The organism is Fundidesulfovibrio sp., from assembly GCF_058402725.1.
In genome coordinates this window covers 1-18,237 of record NZ_JBZVFJ010000001.1, presented here as the reverse complement: position 1 = coordinate 18,237, position 18,237 = coordinate 1, and the positions used below count along the sequence as shown (strand labels likewise).

Below are 18,237 nucleotides of genomic sequence, written 5' to 3'. Positions count from 1 at the left end.
CCGGTTATTCGATGGCGCAGGCGCCGGTCTCGCCGGTGCGCACGCGGATGGAGTCGGAGAGGGGCAGCACGAAGATCTTGCCGTCCCCGGGCTTGCCGGTCTTGTTGGCGGCCGCGATGGCCTCCACCACGGCGGGGACCTTCTCGTCGGGCACCACCACGGTGACCATCCTCTTGGCGAAGAGCTTGCCCTTGGAGCCCAGGATCTCGGCGGCCTCCTGGTTGCCGGCGGCGGCCGCGGCGGCCACCTCGGCGTTCACCAGGCCCTTGCCCCGGCCCCAGGCCTCGTGGGCGAAGAAGGCCGCGATGCCCGCATCGGTGAGCGCCTTCTTGGTCTGGTTCATCTTGTTCATGCGAACCACCGCGATGACTTCCTTCATGACCTGGCCTCCCCGATGCTCGAAACGTCGGTCTCCTTGACGCCGGAGGAGATGGTGACCATCTCGTCCACGGGGGAGACGAAGATCTTGCCGTCGCCGAAGTTGCCCTTGCCGCCGGTGCGCGCGGCGTCCACGATGGTCTTGACCACGTATTCCTTGTCCTTCTCGGAGACCACGGTCATGATCTGGACCTTGGGGATCTCGTCGTAGGTGACTTCGCCGATCTTGATGCCGCGCTGCTTGCCGCGCCCGGCCACGGCCAGCTTGGTGGCGGCCGGGAAGCCGGACTCCATGAGGGCGGCCATGACGTCGTCGGCCTTCTCCGGGCGGACGATGGAACGGATCATGATGAGGGACATGCTGGATTCTCCTGCCTTGAGGGTGTGTTTCGCGCGGGCCTAGTTGGCGATGCCGTACTTCACGAGCAGGGCCTCCAGCTCGTCGATGGGCAGCGGATTGGGGATGACGAACTTCTGGTTGTCCTGGATCTTGGAGGCAAGGGCCAGGTATTCGTCGGCCTGGGGGTGCTCGGGCGAGAAGTCGATGACGGTCTTGCGGTTGAGCTCGGCGCGCTGCACCTGGTTTTCGCGGGGCACGAAGTGGATCATCTGGGTGCCCAGGCGTTCGGCCAGGGCGTTGATCAGGTCTTCTTCGTGGTCCACCTTGCGGGAGTTGCAGATCAGGCCGCCCAGGCGCACGCCGCCGCTCTCGGCGAACTTCACGATGCCCTTGCAGATGTTGTTGGCGGCGTACATGGCCATCATTTCGCCGGAGACGACGATGTAGATCTCCTGGGCCTTGCCTTCGCGGATGGGCATGGCGAAGCCGCCGCAGACCACGTCGCCCAACACGTCGTAGAAGACGTAGTCGAGGTTCTTGTCTTCCTTGTAGGCGCCCAGCTGTTCGAGCAGGTTGATGGAGGTGATGATGCCGCGTCCGGCGCAGCCCACGCCGGGCTCGGGGCCGCCGGACTCGGTGCACATGGTGCCCTTGAAGCCGGGCTTCAGGATGTCTTCGAGTTCGACGTCCTCGCCTTCCTCGCGCAGGGTGTCGAGCACGGTCTTCTGCTGGAGTCCGCCCAGGAGCAGGCGGGTGGAGTCGGCCTTGGGGTCGCAACCCACGACCATGACCTTCTTGCCCAGGGTGGCCAGACCCGCCACGGTGTTCTGCGTGGTGGTGGACTTTCCGATGCCGCCCTTGCCGTAGATGGCGATCTTTCTCATGACATGCCTCCAAAAGGGGATGGGTTTTGCGCGTTGGCATGAGGGCTAGGGCAAGGCCCGTGCCAAGTCGGGCGATATTTGGCAAAATTGGCAAATATCAAGGACTGGCGCGGCCTGGCGGACTCGTGCGAACAGCGGCGGAATTCAGCGGATTACAGGCCTTGTCATGATCTGCGACAAAATTGTCTTCATTTTTGTCACATTTGTTCGCGAGCCGTTCCTGAGCGTGTCGACAACCGGGCCAAAAGGCGCTACGTCGCGGCCTTCGGCCCGCCCGCCCGGGCGGAGTTCCGGCGCGCATCGCCGCGCCTTCTGAGAAGGAGTCGTTCCCATGGAGATCGTCTACTACCTGCTCTACGCTGCGGCCGGCGCGGCCGCCGGCATCCTGGCCGGACTTCTGGGCGTGGGCGGCGGCATCGTCATCGTGCCCATCCTCTCGGTGCTCTTCGCCTGGCAGGGCATCGCCCCCGAATACCTCATGCAGATGGCCCTGGGCACGTCGCTGGCCTCCATCATGTTCACCTCCATCTCCAGCATGCGCGCGCACCACGCCCACGGCGCGGTGCGCTGGAACATCGTGAAGCTCATCACCCCCGGCATCGTGCTGGGCACGCTGGCCGGGTCCAAGCTGGCGGCCTGGCTCTCCTCGGGCTTTCTCAAGGGCTTTTTCGTGTTCTTCCTCTACTACGTCTCGCTGCAGATGTTCTTGAACTTCAAGCCCAAGCCCAGCCGCGAGATCCCGGGCATCGGCCCCATGACCGGCGTGGGCGGCTTCATCGGCGTCATCTCCGCCCTGGTGGGCATCGGCGGCGGCACGCTCACCGTGCCCTTCATGACCTTCTGCAACGTGCCCATGCACCAGGCCGTGGGCACCGGAGCGGCCATCGGCTTCCCCATCGCCGTGGCCGGGGCCGTGGGTTACATTTTCGGCGGCATGGGCAAGGCGGGGCTCCCCGAGGCCTCCCTGGGCTTCGTCTACCTGCCCGCCCTGATCGGCCTGGTTGTGTGCAGCATGCTCACGGCCCCCACGGGCGCGCGCATCGCCCACAAGCTCCCCGTGCCCATGCTCAAGAAGATTTTCGCCGGCTTCCTGGTGATCATGGCCACGCGCATGCTCTTCCAGATCCTGTAGAATCGCGGCCCCTGCGGACCCGGGATGGACTCACGCATGGACACATCCTCCCCCGCACTCTCGCGCGACGAAACGCGCCGCCTGCTCGAGGCCCTGATGGACAACTCCCTCGAAGGAGTGACCGTCACGGGCCCCGACGGGCGCATCGAATGGGTGAACAAGGCCTTCACCGCCATCACCGGCTTCGAGCCCGGGGAGGTGCTGGGCCAGACGCCGCGCGTGCTCAAGAGCGACCGCCACGACGACGCCTTCTACCGCGACATGTGGCGAAGCCTCGCCGAGAACGGCCGCTGGGAAGGCGAGATCTGGAACCGCCGCAAGTCCGGCGAGGCCTACCCCGAGTGGCTGCGCATCACCGCCCTGCCCGACGACTCGGGCAACCTCGTGCGCTACCTGGCCGTGTTCCACGACCTCACCGACCTCAAGCGCCAGCGCGACATGCTCCTGCACGAGGCCTACCACGACGCCCTCACCGGCCTGCCCAACCGCCACCTCTTCCTGGACCGCCTGGGCCAGGCCCTGCGCCAGAACCAGGGCCTGGGCCGCCACGTGGGCGTGGTCTGCCTGGACCTGGACCGCTTCAAGACCGTCAACGACAGCCTGGGCCACGTCACGGGGGACATCATCCTCTCCGAGGTGGCCCAGCGCCTGGCCCCGCTCATGCGCCAGGCCGACACCCTCTCGCGCTTCGGCGGCGACTCCTTCTACCTGCTCCTGGACGCCCTGCGCGACCCCGAAGACGCAGCCCACGTGGCCGGACGCTCCCTGGCCTGCCTGAGCGACCCCATGACCGTGCGCGGCGAGGAAATCTACGTCTCGGCCAGCGTGGGCATCACCATCTCCCCCGCCGACGGGCACGACCCCTCCCAGCTGGTGCGCAACGCCGAGCTGGCCATGTACCGCGCCAAGGAGGCGGGCAGGAACAACTTCGCCTTCTTCACAGAGGACCTGGGCGAGCGCGTCATGGGCGCGCTGCGCCTGGAGAACGACCTGCGCAAGGCCCTGGCCCGCAAGGATTTCGTACTCCACTACCAGCCGCGCGTGGACATGCTCACGGGCCGGATCTCGGGCATGGAGGCCCTGGTGCGCTGGAGCCAGCCCGACGGCAGGCTCGTCTCCCCGGCCGACTTCATCCCCCTTGCCGAGGAGACCGGGCTCATCCTCTCCCTGGGCGAATGGGTGCTCGAAGAGGCCTGTCGCCAGACCGCCCTCTGGAACGCGGAGGGCCTGGGCGCTCTCAAGGTGTCGGTGAACCTCTCCCCCAGGCAGCTGGAGCAGCCGGGGCTCACCGGACGCGTGCTCGCCCTGCTGGAGCGCACCGGCCTGCCCCCGGAACAGCTGGAGGTGGAGGTGACCGAGAGCGTCTTCCTCAAGGATTTCCCGATGGTCTCCCAGGCGCTCGCCGCCCTCTCCGACGCGGGCGTGGGCGTGGCCCTGGACGACTTCGGCACGGGCTACTCCTCCCTGGCCTACCTGAAGAAGCTGCCCATCAAGACCCTGAAGATCGACAAATCCTTCGTGGACGGCCTCCCCGACGACCGCGACGACGCGGCCATCGTCACCTCCATCGTGTCCATCGCCGCCAACCTGAACATGGAGGTGGTGGCCGAGGGCGTGGAAACCGCCGCACAGCTGGAGTTTTTGCGCCAGCTCAACTGCTGCCGCAGCTCCCAGGGCTACCTCTTCGCCAGGCCCCTGCCCGCCGCCGAATTCGCCCTGCTCATGGCCCGGGGCGGCTACTACGACTTCAAGGACCATCTGAAATGAGGCTCGTGGACTCCACCCTGCGCGAGGGCGAGCAGAGCTTCGGGGTCTATTTCCCGGAGCAGGCCCGCCGGGACATCCTGACGCGCCTGGCCCGCCTGGGCGTGGACGAGGTGGAGCTGCCGAGCCCCCTGCGCGACCCCTCCGTGTCCCCCCTCGCCGCCTACGCCCTGGGCCTTCCGAGCGGCCCCGCCGTGAGCGTCTGGTGCGCCTGCCGCGCCGACGCGCTCGCCGCCGGGGCCGCACTGGGCGCGCACTGGGTGCACCTGGGCATGCCCGCCTCCCGCTTCCACCTGGCCGGACGCCTGGACATGACCCTGGAGCAGGGCGAGGCCCACCTGGCCCGCCACGTGGAACTGGCCCTGAAGGCCGGTGCCAGGGCCGTGTCCGTGGGCCTGGAGGACGCCTCCCGCGCCGATCCGGCCGACCTGGAGCGCCTGGGCCGCGCCGCCCTCTCGGCCGGGGCCGGACGCGTGCGCCTCTCCGACACCGTGGGCCTGTGGCATCCCCTGAGCGTGGCCCGGCTGGTGGAGCGGATCAAGGGCGCACTGGGCGCGCCCCTGGGCGTGCACTGCCACAACGACTTCGGCATGGCCACGGCCAACGCCCTGGCCGGGCTCCTGGCAGGGGCGGACTTCGCGGACGCCTCGGTGCTGGGCCTGGGCGAGCGCGCGGGCCTGGCCCGCCTGGAGGAGCTGGCGGCCTACACGGCCCTGAACCTGGGCGCGGCCTACCGCGTGGAGGAGATTCCCGGGCTGTGCCGCGCCGTGTCCGAGGCCTCGGGCGTGCCCGTCGAGGCGCGCAAGCCCGTGGCCGGGGCCGGGCAGTTCGCCTGCGAGACCGGCCTCCACGTGCACGGCCTCGCCAAGGACCCCGCCCTCTTCGAGCCCTACGACCCCTCCCGCCTGGGCCTTTCCCGGCGGGTCGCCCTGGGCGGAAAGAGCGGGCGCGCCGCCGTGGCCGCCCGGCTGCGCGAGCTGGGGCAGGACCCGGACGGACGCAACCTGGACGCCCTCACCGAGGCCGTGCGCGAGGCCTCGCGCCGCCTGGGCAGGCCGCTTGCGGACGAGGAGGCCAGGGCGATCCTGGCCCCCCACCCCCGTCCGATTTCCCGGACTGTCTGAAAAAACGCCCCTCCCATTGACCGGCCCCCCGGCGCTTGCTAGGCATTCACTGGGGTTCCTGCCAGAACCCGGCCTGCCTTGCCTGCTCCTCCCTCATCGGCTTCGCGGGGCGCGTTCGCCCGCGCGGAGGACGTGTCTGGAAAACCGTGTCGCGCTCCGGGACGGGAACGCATGCAACACCATGAAATCGTGGATTTTCCTAAAAACGTTGAATCTGGCGCGATTCTTGATGGCGTCCTGGGTCCGGCGCGGCGCGCCACGCGCGCGTCCGGCCGAGAACCCCATCCACGGAACGCCATGATCCGAGAACTCCGGCCGCGCGGCCCAATGCCCCGCGGCCCTGCCCTCCTTGCCACGACCTCCCCGGACCTTAGCGCCCCCTGCTTCGGTCCGTTCGGTGACGTTTCTCGCGGCCTCCCTCGGGCCGCCTCCCAGGCTCCCTCGCCCAGACGGCGGCACCCTTCACTACCCGTCGCACCCCTCCTACACCCCCACACCCGAGGAGACTCGCATGGCTAAAAACCTCTACATCATCGCCACCGAAGCCCGCAGCGGCAAATCGGCCATCTGCCTGGGCGTGATGCAGCTTCTGCTCAAGGACTTCCAGCGCGTGGCGTTCTTTCGCCCCATCATCTCCGGCTCCGCCCAGGGCAAGAAGGACCACGACATCAACCTGATCCTCTCGCAGTTCTACCTGAACATGCGCTACGAGGAGACCTACGCCTACACCCTCGACCAGGCCCGCGACATGATCAACCAGGGCAAGCACACCGTGCTCCTGGAGAACATCGTGGCCAAGTTCAAGGAGCTGGAGGCGCGCTTCGACTTCGTGCTCTGCGAAGGCACCGACTTCCTCGGCTCCGACTCCGCCTTCGAGTACGACATCAACGCGGAAATCGCGGCCAACCTGGGCATCCCCGTGATCCTGGTGGCCAACGGCCACGACAAGCCCGCCGACACTCTGGTGCCCTCCACCCAGATCGCCATCGACACCTTCGCGGAGAAAGGCCTGGACATCTTCGCCACCATCGTCAACCGCGTGGACCCGGGCATCGAGCAGAAGGTCGTGGAAGGCATCACCTGCAAGTACATCGGCGGGCAGGACTGCCTGACCTACGCCATCCCCGAAGACGCCACCCTGGGCAAGCCCACCGTGGGCGACGTGGCCAAGTGGCTGGGCGCGCAGGTGCTCTACGGCGACAACCAGCTCGACACCCCCATCGACGACTACATCGTGGCCGCCATGCAGGTGGGCAACTTCCTGGATTACGTGAAGAAGGGCGCCCTGGTCATCACCCCCGGCGACCGCGCCGACGTGGTGCTGGGCTGCTACGCCTCGCGCCTCTCCACCAGCTATCCCGACGTGGCCGGCATCGTGCTCACCGGCGGGCTGGACCCCCACCAGAACATCAAGAAGCTCATCGAGGGCTGGACCGGCGTCCCCCTGCCCGTGCTCCTGGCCGAGGGCCACACCTACAAGGTGGCGCGCATCCTCATGGACCTCTACGGCCGCATCGAATCCGACGACCAGAAGAAGATCGCCACCGCCCTGGGCACCTTCGAGGCCCACGTGAAGAGCGACGACTTCCGCGCACGCCTGGAGGCCAAGCGCTCCTCCAAGATGACGCCCAAGATGTTCGAGTACAGCCTCATCGACAAGGCCAAGAGCGACAAGCAGCGCATCGTCCTGCCCGAAGGCACCTCGGCCCGCGTCCTGCGCGCCGCCGACATCCTCCTGCGCCGGGGCGTGGCCGACCTGACCATCCTGGGCAAGCCCGCCGAGGTGGAGCCGCTCATCTCCCAGCTGGGCCTGGACCTCTCCGCCGCGCAGCTCATCGAGCCCGCCAAGAGCGAATTCTACGAAGACTACTGGACCTCCTACTACGAGATGCGCAAGTCCAAGGGCGTCACCGAGGAGATGGCCCGCGACCAGATGCTCTCCCCCACCTACTTCGGCACCATGATGGTCCAGAAGGGCCAGGCCCACGGCATGGTCTCGGGCTCCATCACCACCACACAGGAGACCATCCGCCCGGCCCTGCAGATCATCAAGACCAAGCCGGGCATGTCCATCGTGAGCTCCGTGTTCCTCATGTGCCTCTCCGACCGCGTGCTCGTCTTCGGCGACTGCGCCGTGAACCCCACCCCCAACGCCCAGCAGCTGGCTGAAATCGCCATCCAGTCGGCCCACACGGCCCGGGCGTTCGGCGTGGAGCCGCGCATCGCCATGCTCTCCTACTCCACGGGCGCGTCCGGCACCGGCGCGGAGGTGGACAAGGTGCGCGAGGCCACCAAGATCGCCAAGGAGCTGGCCCCCGAGTTCATGCTCGAAGGCCCCCTCCAGTACGACGCCGCCATCGACCCCGAGGTGGCCGCCCTCAAGCTGCCCGGCTCCCAGGTGGCGGGCAAGGCCACCGTGTTCATCTTCCCCGACCTCAACACCGGCAACAACACCTACAAGGCCGTGCAGCGCGCCGCCCAGGCCGTGGCCATCGGCCCCGTCCTCCAGGGCCTGAACAAGCCCGTCAACGACCTCTCCCGCGGCTGCACCGTGGAAGACATCGTGAACACCGTGGCCATCACCGCCATCCAGGCGCAACACTAAGTCCCAAGCCCCATTCAAGGAGCCTTCGACCCATGAACGTTCTCGTGCTCAACTGCGGCAGCTCGTCGCTCAAATACCAGCTCATCGACATGGACACCCACGCCGTGCTCTGCTCCGGCCTGGCCGAGCGCATCGGCGAAGCCATGGGCAAGATCACCCACAAGGCCTTCCCCGGCGCGCCCGGGCAGAAGGTGCTCACGGTGGAAGAGCCCTTCGCCGACCACACCGCCGCCCTGGGCCGCTGCGCGGGGCTGATCACCGGCGGCGAGGCCCCGGTGGCCAAGGCCTCCGAGATCGGAGCCATCGGACACCGCGTGGTGCACGGCGGCGAGACCTTCCAGCAGCCCACCGTCATCGACCCCGAAGTGGTGGAGACCATCAGGAAGTTCTGCAAGCTGGCCCCCCTGCACAACCCCGCCGGGCTCATGGGCATCGAGGCCTCCACCAAGCTCTTCCCCGGCGTCACCCAGGTGGCCGTGTTCGACACCGCCTTCCACGGCACCATCCCGGACTACGCCTACCTCTTCCCCATCCCCTTCGAGCTCTACGAGGAGCTGGGCATCCGCCGCTACGGCTTCCACGGCACGTCGCACGGCTACGTGGCCAAGAAGCTCTCCCAGGTGCTCGGCAAGCCCTTCGGGGAGACCAGCTGCGTCACCGTGCACCTGGGCAACGGCTGCTCCATGGCCGCCGTGAAGAACGGCAAGTGCGTGGACACCTCCATGGGCCTCACCCCCCTCATGGGCCTGATGATGGGCACCCGCTCCGGCGACGTGGACCCCTCGCTCCACCCCTTCCTGGCCGAGAACAAGGGCCTGACCATCCAGCAGGTGGACTCGCTGCTCAACAAGCAGAGCGGCCTCAAGGGCATCTGCGGCCTCAACGACATGCGCGACATCCACGCCGCCCGCGACAACGGCGACAAGAAAGCCGAACTGGCCCTGAAGATGTTCTGCTACCGCGTCACCCACTACATCGGGGCCTACCTGGCCGCCCTGGACGGCTGCGACGCCGTGGTGTTCACCGCCGGCATCGGCGAGAACGACCCCGACGTGCGCCAGCACGCCTGCGAAACCCTGGGCGGCATCGGCGTGAAGATCGACAAGGAGCGCAACTTCGGCTTCAAGCGCGGCCAGATCACCAAGATCAGCACCGACGACTCGCCCGTGGCCGTCTACATCATCCCCACCAACGAGGAACTGGAGATCGCCACGCAGACCTACTCCCTGGTGAACGGCAAGTAGGCTTTACAAGATCGACCGTTCGTGCTTCTACCAAGGAGCGGTCTTAGACCGCTCCTTCTTCTTTCTAACGGGCAGGGACGCCCCCGCGCGCCCCGCCCCCTGCTCCGGATGTGCCGCATGGCCTTGCTTCCCTTGATCACCAGCGCGGCCCTGGCCGCCTCGGGGATAGACGCCCAGGACGCTCCCGTCTGGGACGAACAACTGCGACTCGCATACTTGAGGAGGATGAACATGTCGGAGTCCGAACAGCTGCGCGCCCACCTGGCCAACGCCTTCAACCAGCTCCCGCCCGAGGACGTGGAGGATCTCGCCTCCAGGATCGAAACCGTGCGCGAGAACTACAAGTTCCGCTACGGCAAGCTCATGGACTACGCCCAGTTCTTCGCGGGCGTCTCCATCAACGTGGAGCTGGAGAACCACAGCTCCTTCCCCCGCGCCGTGGAGCTGGAAGACCTGGCCAGCGGGAAAAGCCTGGGGCGCGTCTTCTTCAACCCCTGGCAGCGCAAGACCGTGGCCCTCACCACCCTCTGCGGCGGCTTCGCGCGCCTGCGCTACAAGACCCCCAAGATGACCCAGTTCGTGGAGACACCCTTCCTCCAGGAAGGCGAGGTCTACCGCTTCACCCACGCCCGCGCCCCCATCGCCGGGCCGGCCGCCTAGTGTCGCGATTTTGAAAAACATGAAAATGTTTTTCAAAATTTGAATAAATGGTTTTGGCTGTTTGTCCTGAAAATCCGTAGGAACTGATTTTGAGGACGCAACACTAGAACGCGAATCGGCCGCCCGGGTTTCCTCCCGCCCGGGCGGCCGCATGCGTCGCGCACGGCGGGAACCTTTTCCCGCTGCCGTGCGCGGGACCGGACGCCACGGCTTGCGCAAACGCGCGTCCGGCCCTTCACTCGGAATCGGAGCAGGCCGCAGGAATCTACTTTTTCAACGGGCTGCTAGGCCGCGGCGCGCAACACGTCCCTGGCCCAGGCCATGGCGTCCGCCTGGTCCGGCTCGCCGTCCACCTTGAGCCCCGGGGCCACCACGGCCGCGCCCAGCTGGCCCGCGCGCTCCTCGATGGCGTCCACGGCCCCGCAGAACCATTTGTAGCTCGAATCGCCGCAACCGAACACGGCCACCTTGCGCCCGGACAGCCCTGCCTCCTCCAGGCGCTCGTAGAGTTCCTGGAAGTCCTCCTGGAGCTCCAGGTCCTCGTCGCCCCAGGTGGAGCAGCCGAACAGCACCAGGTCGAAACCCTCGGCCAGCCCTTGCGGGGTCACGGAGGCCGCGTCGCGCACCTCCACGCTCGCCCCACCGTCCTGCAGGGCCTTGGCCACGTAGTCCGCCACGGACTCGGTGTTGCCCGTGGTGGAACCGTAGACGATCAGTGCCTTCGCCATGCGCGTCTCCTTGCGTCATCTGTGTGGGGCCGCCGGGGCGGCCCGGATGGAGAGGGAATAATTGAGAGTGATTTTCATTGTCAAAGACTCCCGTGGCCAAGGCCACAAGACCAGCAGCCGCGCGCCGCGTCCCGCACAGGCGCGCCGCCTCGACGCCCGGCCGCGCCCGCACCGGCAGCGCCGGCCTTCCGCACGAGGGGCTCGCCAGGAAGGTCCGGCCCTTGCCGCGATCCGCGCTCCGGGGTATGGATTGCATCAACCAAGGAGCCCCCATGCCCGAACCCAAGCCAGCCTACGCCATCGCGGACAAGTTCGTCGTCGCCCAGGGCAAGGACGTGCGCGCCACGCTGATGACCTTCGAGCGCGACCAGGAGATCCCCTGGCACACCCACACGCACGTCACGGATTCGTCCTTCTGCCTGGAAGGCGCGGTGGAGATCGCCTTTTGCGGGCCGGACGAGACCCGCGTGCTCGGGTGCGGCGAGTGGCTCCAGGCGCCCGCAGGACGCGCCCACCGCGTGCGCTGCCTGGGGCCGGGCCCCTGCCGCGTGCTTCTGGTGCAGGGCGTGGGACCCTATGACTTCGTCCCCCTGCCTCCCGCCTCTTGACACCCGCGAGAGCATGACAATGATTTCATGAGATTGTCGCTACAAGGCCGTTGCCTTCCGGCGCACCCCCGCATATAATTACAGATTGGAAATCTTTGCCCCCGAGAGGAGCCACCATGTTCTGGAACAGCGGCAAGAAAGCCCCGCAAAACGATCCGGGCTACCCCCAGCTGCCCCCGCCCCTGCGCGTGGGGGCCATCGTCTCCATGGAGCCCGGCGAGATCCTGCGCTACGACGGCCTGGGCCTCACCCTCCCCCTGCCCCAGGGCGAGATGGTGGTTGAGGCCGTCTCGGGCATGGAGCTCTTCGGGCTCCGGGTGAGCCGCGCCTACGTCAAGACCGGCGGCCGACAGGCCCTCTTCCAGTTCCAGCAGGACAAGGAGGGCACGCTCCTGGACGTGAACTGCTTCCAGGTGTTCGAGGAGATCTTTCCCGGCTCCGAGGCCGACTGGGACCTCTGGCTGGGCGAGGGCGGGCTGATCGGCGGAGCGGACCTCAACGCCCCCAACGGACGCTCCTACTCCCGCGATTGGGGCCAGGGCGCCTACGCGGCCCCCGTGGAAGCCGTGGAGCGCATCTTCACCGATCCGGCGCAAGCGCCCATCGAGGTGCCACACAAGATGATGCTCTACAGCCGCGAACTTTCGGCCGACGCCCAGGAGTACATGCTCCTCTCGGTGGACGAGGAACCCGGGCAGGCGCTCGTGCGCTGTTTGTCCGGGGTGGTCATGTCGCCCCAGGCCCTGAAGATCTTCTAGAACGCTCCGCACGGAACAACCTTGTGTCCGCAGGAATCAAGACACTTCAAGAAACGTTGCAAGAGGTGCTCCCCATGCGACCGCACGCGATCCTGGCCCTCGTGGTGGCCCTGACGCTCGTTTTCGGCCCCGCCGGCGCGGCTCTGGCCAAGAAGAGCGGCTCCTTCTCCAGCGGCGGCAGCCGCTCCGGCTCTTCGGGCTGGTCCAGCACCAGCAGGCCCTCCACGCCGCCGCCCTCGTCCCCGGCCCCGGCCCCCTCGGGAAGCTCCGGCTGGTCCAGCGCCAGCAAGCCCGCGCCCGCGCAGCAGTCCGCCGCGCCCGCGCCGTCCTCCGCTCCGGCTCCGGCCGCCACGCCCCCGGCCGCCGCGACCCCGCCCCCGGGCGGCTGGTCCAACGCCGCCGGGACCCAGGCCTCCGGCGCGTCCAAGCAGGCCGGAGGCTCGGCCTTCTCCAACGCCGGGGCCGACTCCGTGAAGCGCCAGGCCGCCGCCACCTCCTACCAGGGCTACCAGGGCCTCTACACCAAGCCTGGCAACCCCGTGGCCCCGGGGCAGGTGTCCACCAACAAGCCCATCCTGAACCAGAACCGCACGTTCGGCTCCTACCAGGACTACAACCGCTACCGCGACAACTACTATTCCGGACGCGGCTGGTCGGCTCCCGGGTACGCCTTCAACAGCTTCTCCGGCTTCGGCATGTGGGACGCCATGTTCATGTGGTTCATGCTCTCCAACCTCACTTCCGGGGCAGGCTTCTTCCACAACCACCAGGCCGACCCCGGCGTGCAGGCCTTCAAGCAGGAGGCCGCCAAGCTCTCGGAATCCAACGCGGATTTGAAGAAGCAGCTGGACGAGATGAACGCCAAGCTCGACCAGATGAAAAAGGACGGCACGCCCGTGGACCCCACGGCCATGCCCAAGGACGTGGACCCCGACGTGGCCCTGGCCCAGCCCAAGATCGAGGAACCCAAGAGCGCGGCCGGGTCGCTGTTCTGGCCCATCGTCACGCTGGCGCTGGCGGGCGGAGCGGCCTGGATGCTCTTCGGGAGACGGCGCGCCGCCGCGTGAGGCGAACACGCCCGACGCGCGCCGGCAAGACCCTGCGCGCGCGGGCCGGCGTCATCACCTGCCCGGCCGACACGTTCGAGCCGGACGGACGGACCGCGCGGCGCCCGCCGCATGGACCGCGCCCCGGTCGGCACGGCCGAGGGCGAAGGGCTCGACATCAGAACGCGATGATCTAACGAGCGATTCGAGGAGAACGATCATGCTCAATTTCCTGAAGCACTTTTTCGTCAACAAGGCCCAGGACGCCCAGTCCGGGTTCGTGAAGATGCTCGTGGAGTTCGACCCCGAGACGGCCTCCGAGGCCGAGATCGGCGAACTCGACGACGCCCTCACCAAACTCACCCGCCAGATGGTGGACGCCAAGAAGTCCTGGGAGCGAGAGGACCAGGAGGCCCGGGAGATCCAGAAGAACTACGACCTGCGCCTGGCTGCGGCAGAGCGTCTCCAGGCGCGGGCCGAGGCCGCCCCCGAGGGCGAGAAGGCCCAGGTGGAGGCCAGCCTCGCGGGGCTTCTGGCCGAACTGGAGAAGATGGTCCCTGAGATCGACCGCGAACTGCGCGAGGCCGTGGAAGCCAAGGCCTTCTACGACGAACTGGCCGAGGCCGTGAAGTCCGCCTCCGAACGCCTGAAGACCGCTCGCGAACGCCTCACCGAGGCCAAGCGCCGCATGGAGGCCGCCAAGGTGCGCATGGACCGCGCCCAGGAGCAGGAGGAGCGCGCCAAGGTGGTGGCCGGCATCAAACAGCAGGCCGGAAACCTGGGCACCGCCTTCGACGCCATGACCCAGAAGGCCCAGGAGATGGAGGCCCGCACCGAGGTCCACGCCCAGAAGGCCCAGCTCCTGGCCCCGCCCAAAACCGAAGACCCCTACCTGGCCCAGGCCCTCAAGGAGGCCCAGGGCGTGGAGGCCAAGCCGCAGCAGAGCCTCTCCGACAGACTGGCGGCCCTGAAAAAGAAATAACGCCGGGTCGCAAGCCCTCCCCCGCCTCCCCCCGCCGCGCCCTGGCGCGCGGGGGCGAGGCAGGGACACCCGCCCGCCGCCGAAGCCTCGGCCCCCGGCTTCACGCCGGGCGGCGTCGGGCCGCCCCCCTCCCCCCCGGCCTTCCCCCTTACCCCAGGCCGTCCGGAGGCCGCAGCCCAGGGAGTCGCCATGCCTCGCGCACCGTTCCACAAGCACTTGGGCAAGACGCTTCGCTTCCGCCCGGAATTCGCGCTCGTCTTTTGTCTGTTGCTCGCGGGCGTCCTCGCGCCCGCGGCCGTCCGCGCCCAGCAGGACTCCCCCGGACGCTTCGCCACCCCCGAGGAGGTGCGGGGCTACTGGACCCTGGTCCCCTGGACCGACGCCCTCAAGGCCACCAACACCCGGGACCCCTGGACCCTCCCCTACCAGACCTTCGCGTTCCTCCCCGGCGGGGTCTTTGTCTCCCACATGGCCTCCGAGGACGCCCGCGACACCCCGCGCACCCTGGACGAACTGGCGCGCATCCTGCCCAGGACCGTACGCTGGGGCTTCGACAAGGGCTTCCTGGTTATCCGCCGCGACGACGACCCGAAGCATCCCGAAATCTGGGGCGTGAACCTGATCACCAGCGAATTCGAGCGCGGCGGCGTGCGCTTCCTCCCGGGCGACCTGCTCCTGAGCCTGGACGACGGCAAGGGGAACGTGATCTACCGCAGGCATTTGCGCCGCCTCTCCGGCGGCTGAACCCTTTCGGCCGGAGCATCCCCTTGGAAATCCTCCTCGTCTGCCTGACGGCCCTGCTGGCCTCGGGCCTCACGCTTTTTTCCGGCTTCGGCCTGGGCACGATCCTCTTTCCGGCCTTCGCCCTGTTTTTCCCCGTGGACGTGGCCATCGCCCAGACCGCCCTGGTGCACCTGGCCAACAACCTCTTCAAGCTCTCGCTCTTCTGGCGCGCTGCGGACATCCGCACCGCCCTGGTCTTCGGGCTCCCGGCCATGCTTGCGGCCCTGGCCGGGGCCTGGCTCCTGGGCGCGCTGGAGGGCGTGCCGGCCCTGTTCACCTACCAGGCCCTGGGCTCGGTCCGCTCCGTCACTCCGCTGAAGCTCCTCCTGGCCGGACTCATGGGCTTTTTCGCCCTGGCGGAGTTGCGGGGGGCCATCAAGCAGGGTCCCGCGCGGGGCGGTCTGGTGGCGGGCGGGCTTCTCTCGGGCTTCTTCGGCGGCCTCTCGGGGCATCAGGGGGCGTTCCGCAGCGCCTACCTGCTCAAGGCCGGACTCTCCAAGGAGGCCTTCATCGCCACGGGCGTGGTGCTGGCCTGCGCCGTGGACTTGAGCCGCCTGGCGGTCTACGCCGGTCACCTGGGACGCCCCGAAGTGTCGGACCACGCGGGGCTGGTGGCACTGGCCTGCCTGTCGGCCTTCGCGGGGGCTTTTTGGGGCAAGCGCCTCGTGCGCAAGGTCACCCTCGACGGCGTTCGCCGGGCCGTGGCCGCCATGATGCTCGCCGTGGCCCTGGGCCTGGCCTGCGGGCTGCTCTAGCGCCCGCGCCCCGGGCGCAGACCGGGACAGCGCGCCGGGACCGGACGTGGGACGCCTCCCCGGAGTCGGTCGCCGTCACCTCGACAGAACGCGCGGCCGCGCTCCTGACGCGGACCGGGCGCGGACCGGGCGCGACAGAAGCGGGCGCGGGCGCTTGTCATTGCGCTCCCATCGCTGCTAGCCTGACCGTATCCGCCTGCGTCCACGGCGGTCCTGGAGGCAGCATGACGGTTCGCCCTTCCCTTGCTCTTTTCCCGCTTCTCCTGGCCGCGCTCCTGATCCTCTGCGCGGGGCAGGGCCAGGCGGCCAAGCTCCCTGGCCAGACCGGCCAGGGCAAGGCGGCCGCCCTGCCCGACGCCTCGGCGCTTTTGCCAGGCAACGTGGACTCCTTCGTGGCAGGTCTCAGCGACGAGCAGGCCCGCAAGGTGCTCCGCGAGCGTCTGGCCGCAGAGGCGGCCGCCCGCGTGCGGGACCACGACGAAGAGCGCGGGCAGGCCGTGCGCGGCCCCTTCGAGCGGGCGGAAAAGATCCTGCGAGGGCTGGAATCCCAGGCTTCCGGGCTCGCGGGCGCCTTGTCCGAGGCCGAGGCCGCGGGCCTGGAACGCGACGCCCTGCTTGAAGCGGCGGGCGGGGCGGGCGCGCTCCGGTCCGCCCTGTCCGCCGCGTGCCTGGTCCTGCTGGGGGGGCTGGCGGCCTTCCTGGCCGCACGGACCGGGACGCGACGCCTGGAAGGCCCCCTCCTGGGGCGTCTGGAGCCCCTGGCGCTGGGCAGGCTTTGGGCCATGACCGCCCGGGCGGCGCTCCACGCGGCGGCTGTCCTGGTCTTCGCGGCCGTTGCCCTGGCGCTCCTGGTGTTCGCCACCCGACCCCAGGGCCTGGAGTACGTGGCGGCCTTCACCGCCATGGCCACCTGCACCGTGCTTCTCCTGTGGCGCGCGGCGTCGCTCACGCTCCTCGCGCCGGACAGCGCCCCGCTGCGCCCCATCCCCCTGGACGACGCCCAGGCCCGCACCATCCACGCATGGTTCATGGCCGTGGCCACGGTCTGCTTCTCCCTGGCCCTGGGGAGCTTCGTGCTGCGCAACGGCCTGAACGCCCAGGCCCTGGCGGCCCTGGTCTACGCATCGGCGGGGATGGTCACGGGGCTCCTGCTCACGGCCATGGTCCTGTGCAACCGACGCGAGGTGTCCCTGGCATTGGCCGCCGGGCCGCCGGCCCGGCAGGAGGAGGCCCCGCTGCGCCAGCTCGCCGCGCGCTGGTGGCACGTGCCCGGCTCGGCCTACGCCCTGCTGATGGGCCTGGTCTGGAGCCTGGCTGCCCTGGCCGACGACGCCACCATCGTGAGCCTTCTTGCCAGCCTCTTTCTGATCCCCGCGTGCATCGGCGCGGATCTCTGGGTGCGCCGCCTGCTGGCCTTGGCCTCGGGGGAGGACCGGGAGGTGATCCGCCTGGACGCCCCCCCCCGACACAGGGGGGCTCCCCTCCGGCAAGGCTCCTGCGGGGGGCGGGCGCGGCTTCCGGGACTACGTGCCGCTCATCCGCCGATGCGTGCGCGCGGCGCTGGTGGTGTTCCCGGTGTTCGCCATGTTGCGGCTGTGGGGCGTGGACGTGCCGCTGGGCTGGCTGCTGGCGCGCAACGTGCTCTCGGTGCTGCTGGTGCTGGTGGGGGGGCTAGTGTTCTGGGAGATCGTGCGCATCCGCATCGACCGCCGCCTGAGCGAAGAGGCCGTGCTGCCCGGCGAGGAGATGGAGGAGGGCGGCGGCGCAGGGGGGTCGCGCAGCGCCACGCTGCTGCTTTTGCTGCGCAAGTTCCTCTTGTGCGTCATCGTGGTGCTGGGGGCGCTGGTGGCGCTCTCCTCCCTGGGGGTGGACATCGGGCCGCTCATCGCGGGCGCGGGCGTGGTGGGCCTGGCCATCGGCTTCGGCGCGCAGACCCTGGTGAAGGACATCATCTCCGGGGTGTTCTTCCTGGTGGACGACGCCTTCCGCGTGGGCGACTATGTGGATGCGGGCACTGCCAAGGGCACGGTGGAGCAGATCTCACTGCGCTCCATGAAGCTGCGCCACCCGCGCGGCATGGTGTTCACCATCCCCTACGGCGGCCTGAAGATTCTCCAGAACTTCAGCCGGGACTACATCGTCTCCAAGCTGGACTTCCGCGTGCGCTACGACGCCGACATCGAGAAGATCCGCAAGGTGATCAAGCGCATCAACAAGGCCCTCATGGCCGACGAGGAAATCCGCAAGGGCATGCTCTCGGACATCAAGTCCATGGGCGTGCGCAAGATGGAGGACTCGGCCATGATCCTGCGCATCAAGTTCAAGACCGTGCCGGGCCACCAGTTCCTGGTGGAGAAGGAGCTCTACCGCCGGGTGCAGGAGGCCTTCCGGGAGAACGGCATCGAGTTCGCCCACCGCAACGTGACGGTGTACCTGCCGCCCGAGG

The 18,237-nt window shown here is 68.6% G+C and carries 17 protein-coding genes; 13 read left to right on the top strand and 4 right to left on the bottom strand.

What is annotated here, in order from left to right; all coding sequences use genetic code 11:
- Window positions 1–4: 4 nt before the first annotated feature.
- Genes ACV4UX_RS00085 through nifH form a run of 3 tightly spaced genes read right to left on the bottom strand, consistent with a single transcriptional unit; the run spans window position 5 to window position 1,602 of the window.
- Window positions 5–379, bottom strand: coding sequence for a P-II family nitrogen regulator (locus tag ACV4UX_RS00085; RefSeq protein ID WP_491591303.1), 375 nt, complete (start codon window positions 377–379; stop codon window positions 5–7).
- On the bottom strand, window positions 376–738 hold the full coding sequence (locus ACV4UX_RS00080; protein WP_173081601.1) for a P-II family nitrogen regulator: 363 nt from the start codon (window positions 736–738) through the stop codon (window positions 376–378). The genes ACV4UX_RS00085 and ACV4UX_RS00080 overlap by 4 nt, the downstream gene beginning before the upstream one ends.
- Before the next feature lie 39 nt (window positions 739–777).
- Window positions 778–1,602 (bottom strand): nitrogenase iron protein, encoded by an 825-nt coding sequence (nifH, locus tag ACV4UX_RS00075; RefSeq protein WP_491591302.1) that lies wholly within the window; start codon window positions 1,600–1,602, stop codon window positions 778–780.
- A 331-nt stretch (window positions 1,603–1,933) separates the two neighbouring features.
- Between nifH and ACV4UX_RS00070 the strand changes: the two genes are divergently transcribed.
- The 6 genes from ACV4UX_RS00070 to ACV4UX_RS00045 all read left to right on the top strand — a co-directional run bounded on the left by ACV4UX_RS00070 (window position 1,934) and on the right by ACV4UX_RS00045 (window position 10,131).
- Entirely contained in the window at window positions 1,934–2,734 is an 801-nt protein-coding gene (locus tag ACV4UX_RS00070) for a sulfite exporter TauE/SafE family protein (RefSeq protein ID WP_491591301.1), read from the top strand.
- 36 nt (window positions 2,735–2,770) lie between these two features.
- Window positions 2,771–4,501 (top strand): putative bifunctional diguanylate cyclase/phosphodiesterase, encoded by a 1,731-nt coding sequence (locus tag ACV4UX_RS00065; RefSeq protein ID WP_491591300.1) that lies wholly within the window; start codon window positions 2,771–2,773, stop codon window positions 4,499–4,501.
- Window positions 4,498–5,622, top strand: coding sequence for a LeuA family protein (locus ACV4UX_RS00060; RefSeq protein WP_491591299.1), 1,125 nt, complete (start codon window positions 4,498–4,500; stop codon window positions 5,620–5,622). Before ACV4UX_RS00065 ends, ACV4UX_RS00060 begins: the two co-directional genes overlap by 4 nt.
- Before the next feature lie 511 nt (window positions 5,623–6,133).
- The gene (pta, locus tag ACV4UX_RS00055) at window positions 6,134–8,227 is read left to right on the top strand and encodes a phosphate acetyltransferase (RefSeq protein ID WP_491591298.1); all 2,094 of its coding nucleotides are present in this window, start codon (window positions 6,134–6,136) and stop codon (window positions 8,225–8,227) included.
- A 32-nt stretch (window positions 8,228–8,259) separates the two neighbouring features.
- Window positions 8,260–9,471, top strand: a complete 1,212-nt coding sequence (locus ACV4UX_RS00050) for an acetate kinase (RefSeq protein WP_491591297.1) — start codon at window positions 8,260–8,262, stop codon at window positions 9,469–9,471.
- Window positions 9,472–9,588: 117 nt separating this feature from the next.
- Window positions 9,589–10,131 carry a hypothetical protein gene (locus ACV4UX_RS00045; RefSeq protein WP_491591296.1) on the top strand — a complete coding sequence of 181 codons (543 nt, stop codon included), beginning with the start codon at window positions 9,589–9,591 and terminating at the stop codon, window positions 10,129–10,131.
- 284 nt (window positions 10,132–10,415) lie between these two features.
- Here ACV4UX_RS00045 and ACV4UX_RS00040 read toward each other — a convergent pair whose 3' ends face one another.
- Complete coding sequence (locus ACV4UX_RS00040; RefSeq protein WP_491591295.1) at window positions 10,416–10,859, bottom strand: flavodoxin; 444 nt, start codon at window positions 10,857–10,859, stop codon at window positions 10,416–10,418.
- A 272-nt stretch (window positions 10,860–11,131) separates the two neighbouring features.
- Here ACV4UX_RS00040 and ACV4UX_RS00035 point away from each other — a divergent pair, with 272 nt between their 5' ends.
- From ACV4UX_RS00035 to ACV4UX_RS00005, 7 genes are all read left to right on the top strand, one after another.
- Window positions 11,132–11,467, top strand: a complete 336-nt coding sequence (locus ACV4UX_RS00035) for a cupin domain-containing protein (RefSeq protein ID WP_491591294.1) — start codon at window positions 11,132–11,134, stop codon at window positions 11,465–11,467.
- A gap of 116 nt (window positions 11,468–11,583) precedes the next feature.
- Window positions 11,584–12,225 carry a DUF2491 family protein gene (locus tag ACV4UX_RS00030; RefSeq protein WP_491591293.1) on the top strand — a complete coding sequence of 214 codons (642 nt, stop codon included), beginning with the start codon at window positions 11,584–11,586 and terminating at the stop codon, window positions 12,223–12,225.
- A 74-nt stretch (window positions 12,226–12,299) separates the two neighbouring features.
- Complete coding sequence (locus ACV4UX_RS00025; RefSeq protein ID WP_491591292.1) at window positions 12,300–13,292, top strand: hypothetical protein; 993 nt, start codon at window positions 12,300–12,302, stop codon at window positions 13,290–13,292.
- Window positions 13,293–13,491: 199 nt separating this feature from the next.
- A complete protein-coding gene (locus tag ACV4UX_RS00020) occupies window positions 13,492–14,253 on the top strand; it encodes a hypothetical protein (RefSeq protein ID WP_491591291.1) in 762 nt (253 codons plus the stop codon).
- A 189-nt stretch (window positions 14,254–14,442) separates the two neighbouring features.
- Window positions 14,443–14,997, top strand: coding sequence for a hypothetical protein (locus ACV4UX_RS00015; RefSeq protein ID WP_491591290.1), 555 nt, complete (start codon window positions 14,443–14,445; stop codon window positions 14,995–14,997).
- A gap of 23 nt (window positions 14,998–15,020) precedes the next feature.
- A complete protein-coding gene (locus ACV4UX_RS00010) occupies window positions 15,021–15,791 on the top strand; it encodes a TSUP family transporter (RefSeq protein WP_491591289.1) in 771 nt (256 codons plus the stop codon).
- Window positions 15,792–17,339: 1,548 nt separating this feature from the next.
- Window positions 17,340–18,237 (top strand): mechanosensitive ion channel family protein (locus tag ACV4UX_RS00005; protein ID WP_491591288.1); only part of this gene is annotated, 898 nt, incomplete at its 3' end.

Coding starts and splice junctions, on each gene's coding strand:
- ACV4UX_RS00085 (WP_491591303.1), bottom strand. CDS start 379: ATGAAGGAAGTCATCGCGGTGGTTCGCATGAACAAGATGAACCAGACC.
- ACV4UX_RS00080 (WP_173081601.1), bottom strand. CDS start 738: ATGTCCCTCATCATGATCCGTTCCATCGTCCGCCCGGAGAAGGCCGAC.
- nifH (WP_491591302.1), bottom strand. CDS start 1,602: ATGAGAAAGATCGCCATCTACGGCAAGGGCGGCATCGGAAAGTCCACC.
- ACV4UX_RS00070 (WP_491591301.1), top strand. CDS start 1,934: ATGGAGATCGTCTACTACCTGCTCTACGCTGCGGCCGGCGCGGCCGCC.
- ACV4UX_RS00065 (WP_491591300.1), top strand. CDS start 2,771: ATGGACACATCCTCCCCCGCACTCTCGCGCGACGAAACGCGCCGCCTG.
- ACV4UX_RS00060 (WP_491591299.1), top strand. CDS start 4,498: ATGAGGCTCGTGGACTCCACCCTGCGCGAGGGCGAGCAGAGCTTCGGG.
- pta (WP_491591298.1), top strand. CDS start 6,134: ATGGCTAAAAACCTCTACATCATCGCCACCGAAGCCCGCAGCGGCAAA.
- ACV4UX_RS00050 (WP_491591297.1), top strand. CDS start 8,260: ATGAACGTTCTCGTGCTCAACTGCGGCAGCTCGTCGCTCAAATACCAG.
- ACV4UX_RS00045 (WP_491591296.1), top strand. CDS start 9,589: ATGGCCTTGCTTCCCTTGATCACCAGCGCGGCCCTGGCCGCCTCGGGG.
- ACV4UX_RS00040 (WP_491591295.1), bottom strand. CDS start 10,859: ATGGCGAAGGCACTGATCGTCTACGGTTCCACCACGGGCAACACCGAG.
- ACV4UX_RS00035 (WP_491591294.1), top strand. CDS start 11,132: ATGCCCGAACCCAAGCCAGCCTACGCCATCGCGGACAAGTTCGTCGTC.
- ACV4UX_RS00030 (WP_491591293.1), top strand. CDS start 11,584: ATGTTCTGGAACAGCGGCAAGAAAGCCCCGCAAAACGATCCGGGCTAC.
- ACV4UX_RS00025 (WP_491591292.1), top strand. CDS start 12,300: ATGCGACCGCACGCGATCCTGGCCCTCGTGGTGGCCCTGACGCTCGTT.
- ACV4UX_RS00020 (WP_491591291.1), top strand. CDS start 13,492: ATGCTCAATTTCCTGAAGCACTTTTTCGTCAACAAGGCCCAGGACGCC.
- ACV4UX_RS00015 (WP_491591290.1), top strand. CDS start 14,443: ATGCCTCGCGCACCGTTCCACAAGCACTTGGGCAAGACGCTTCGCTTC.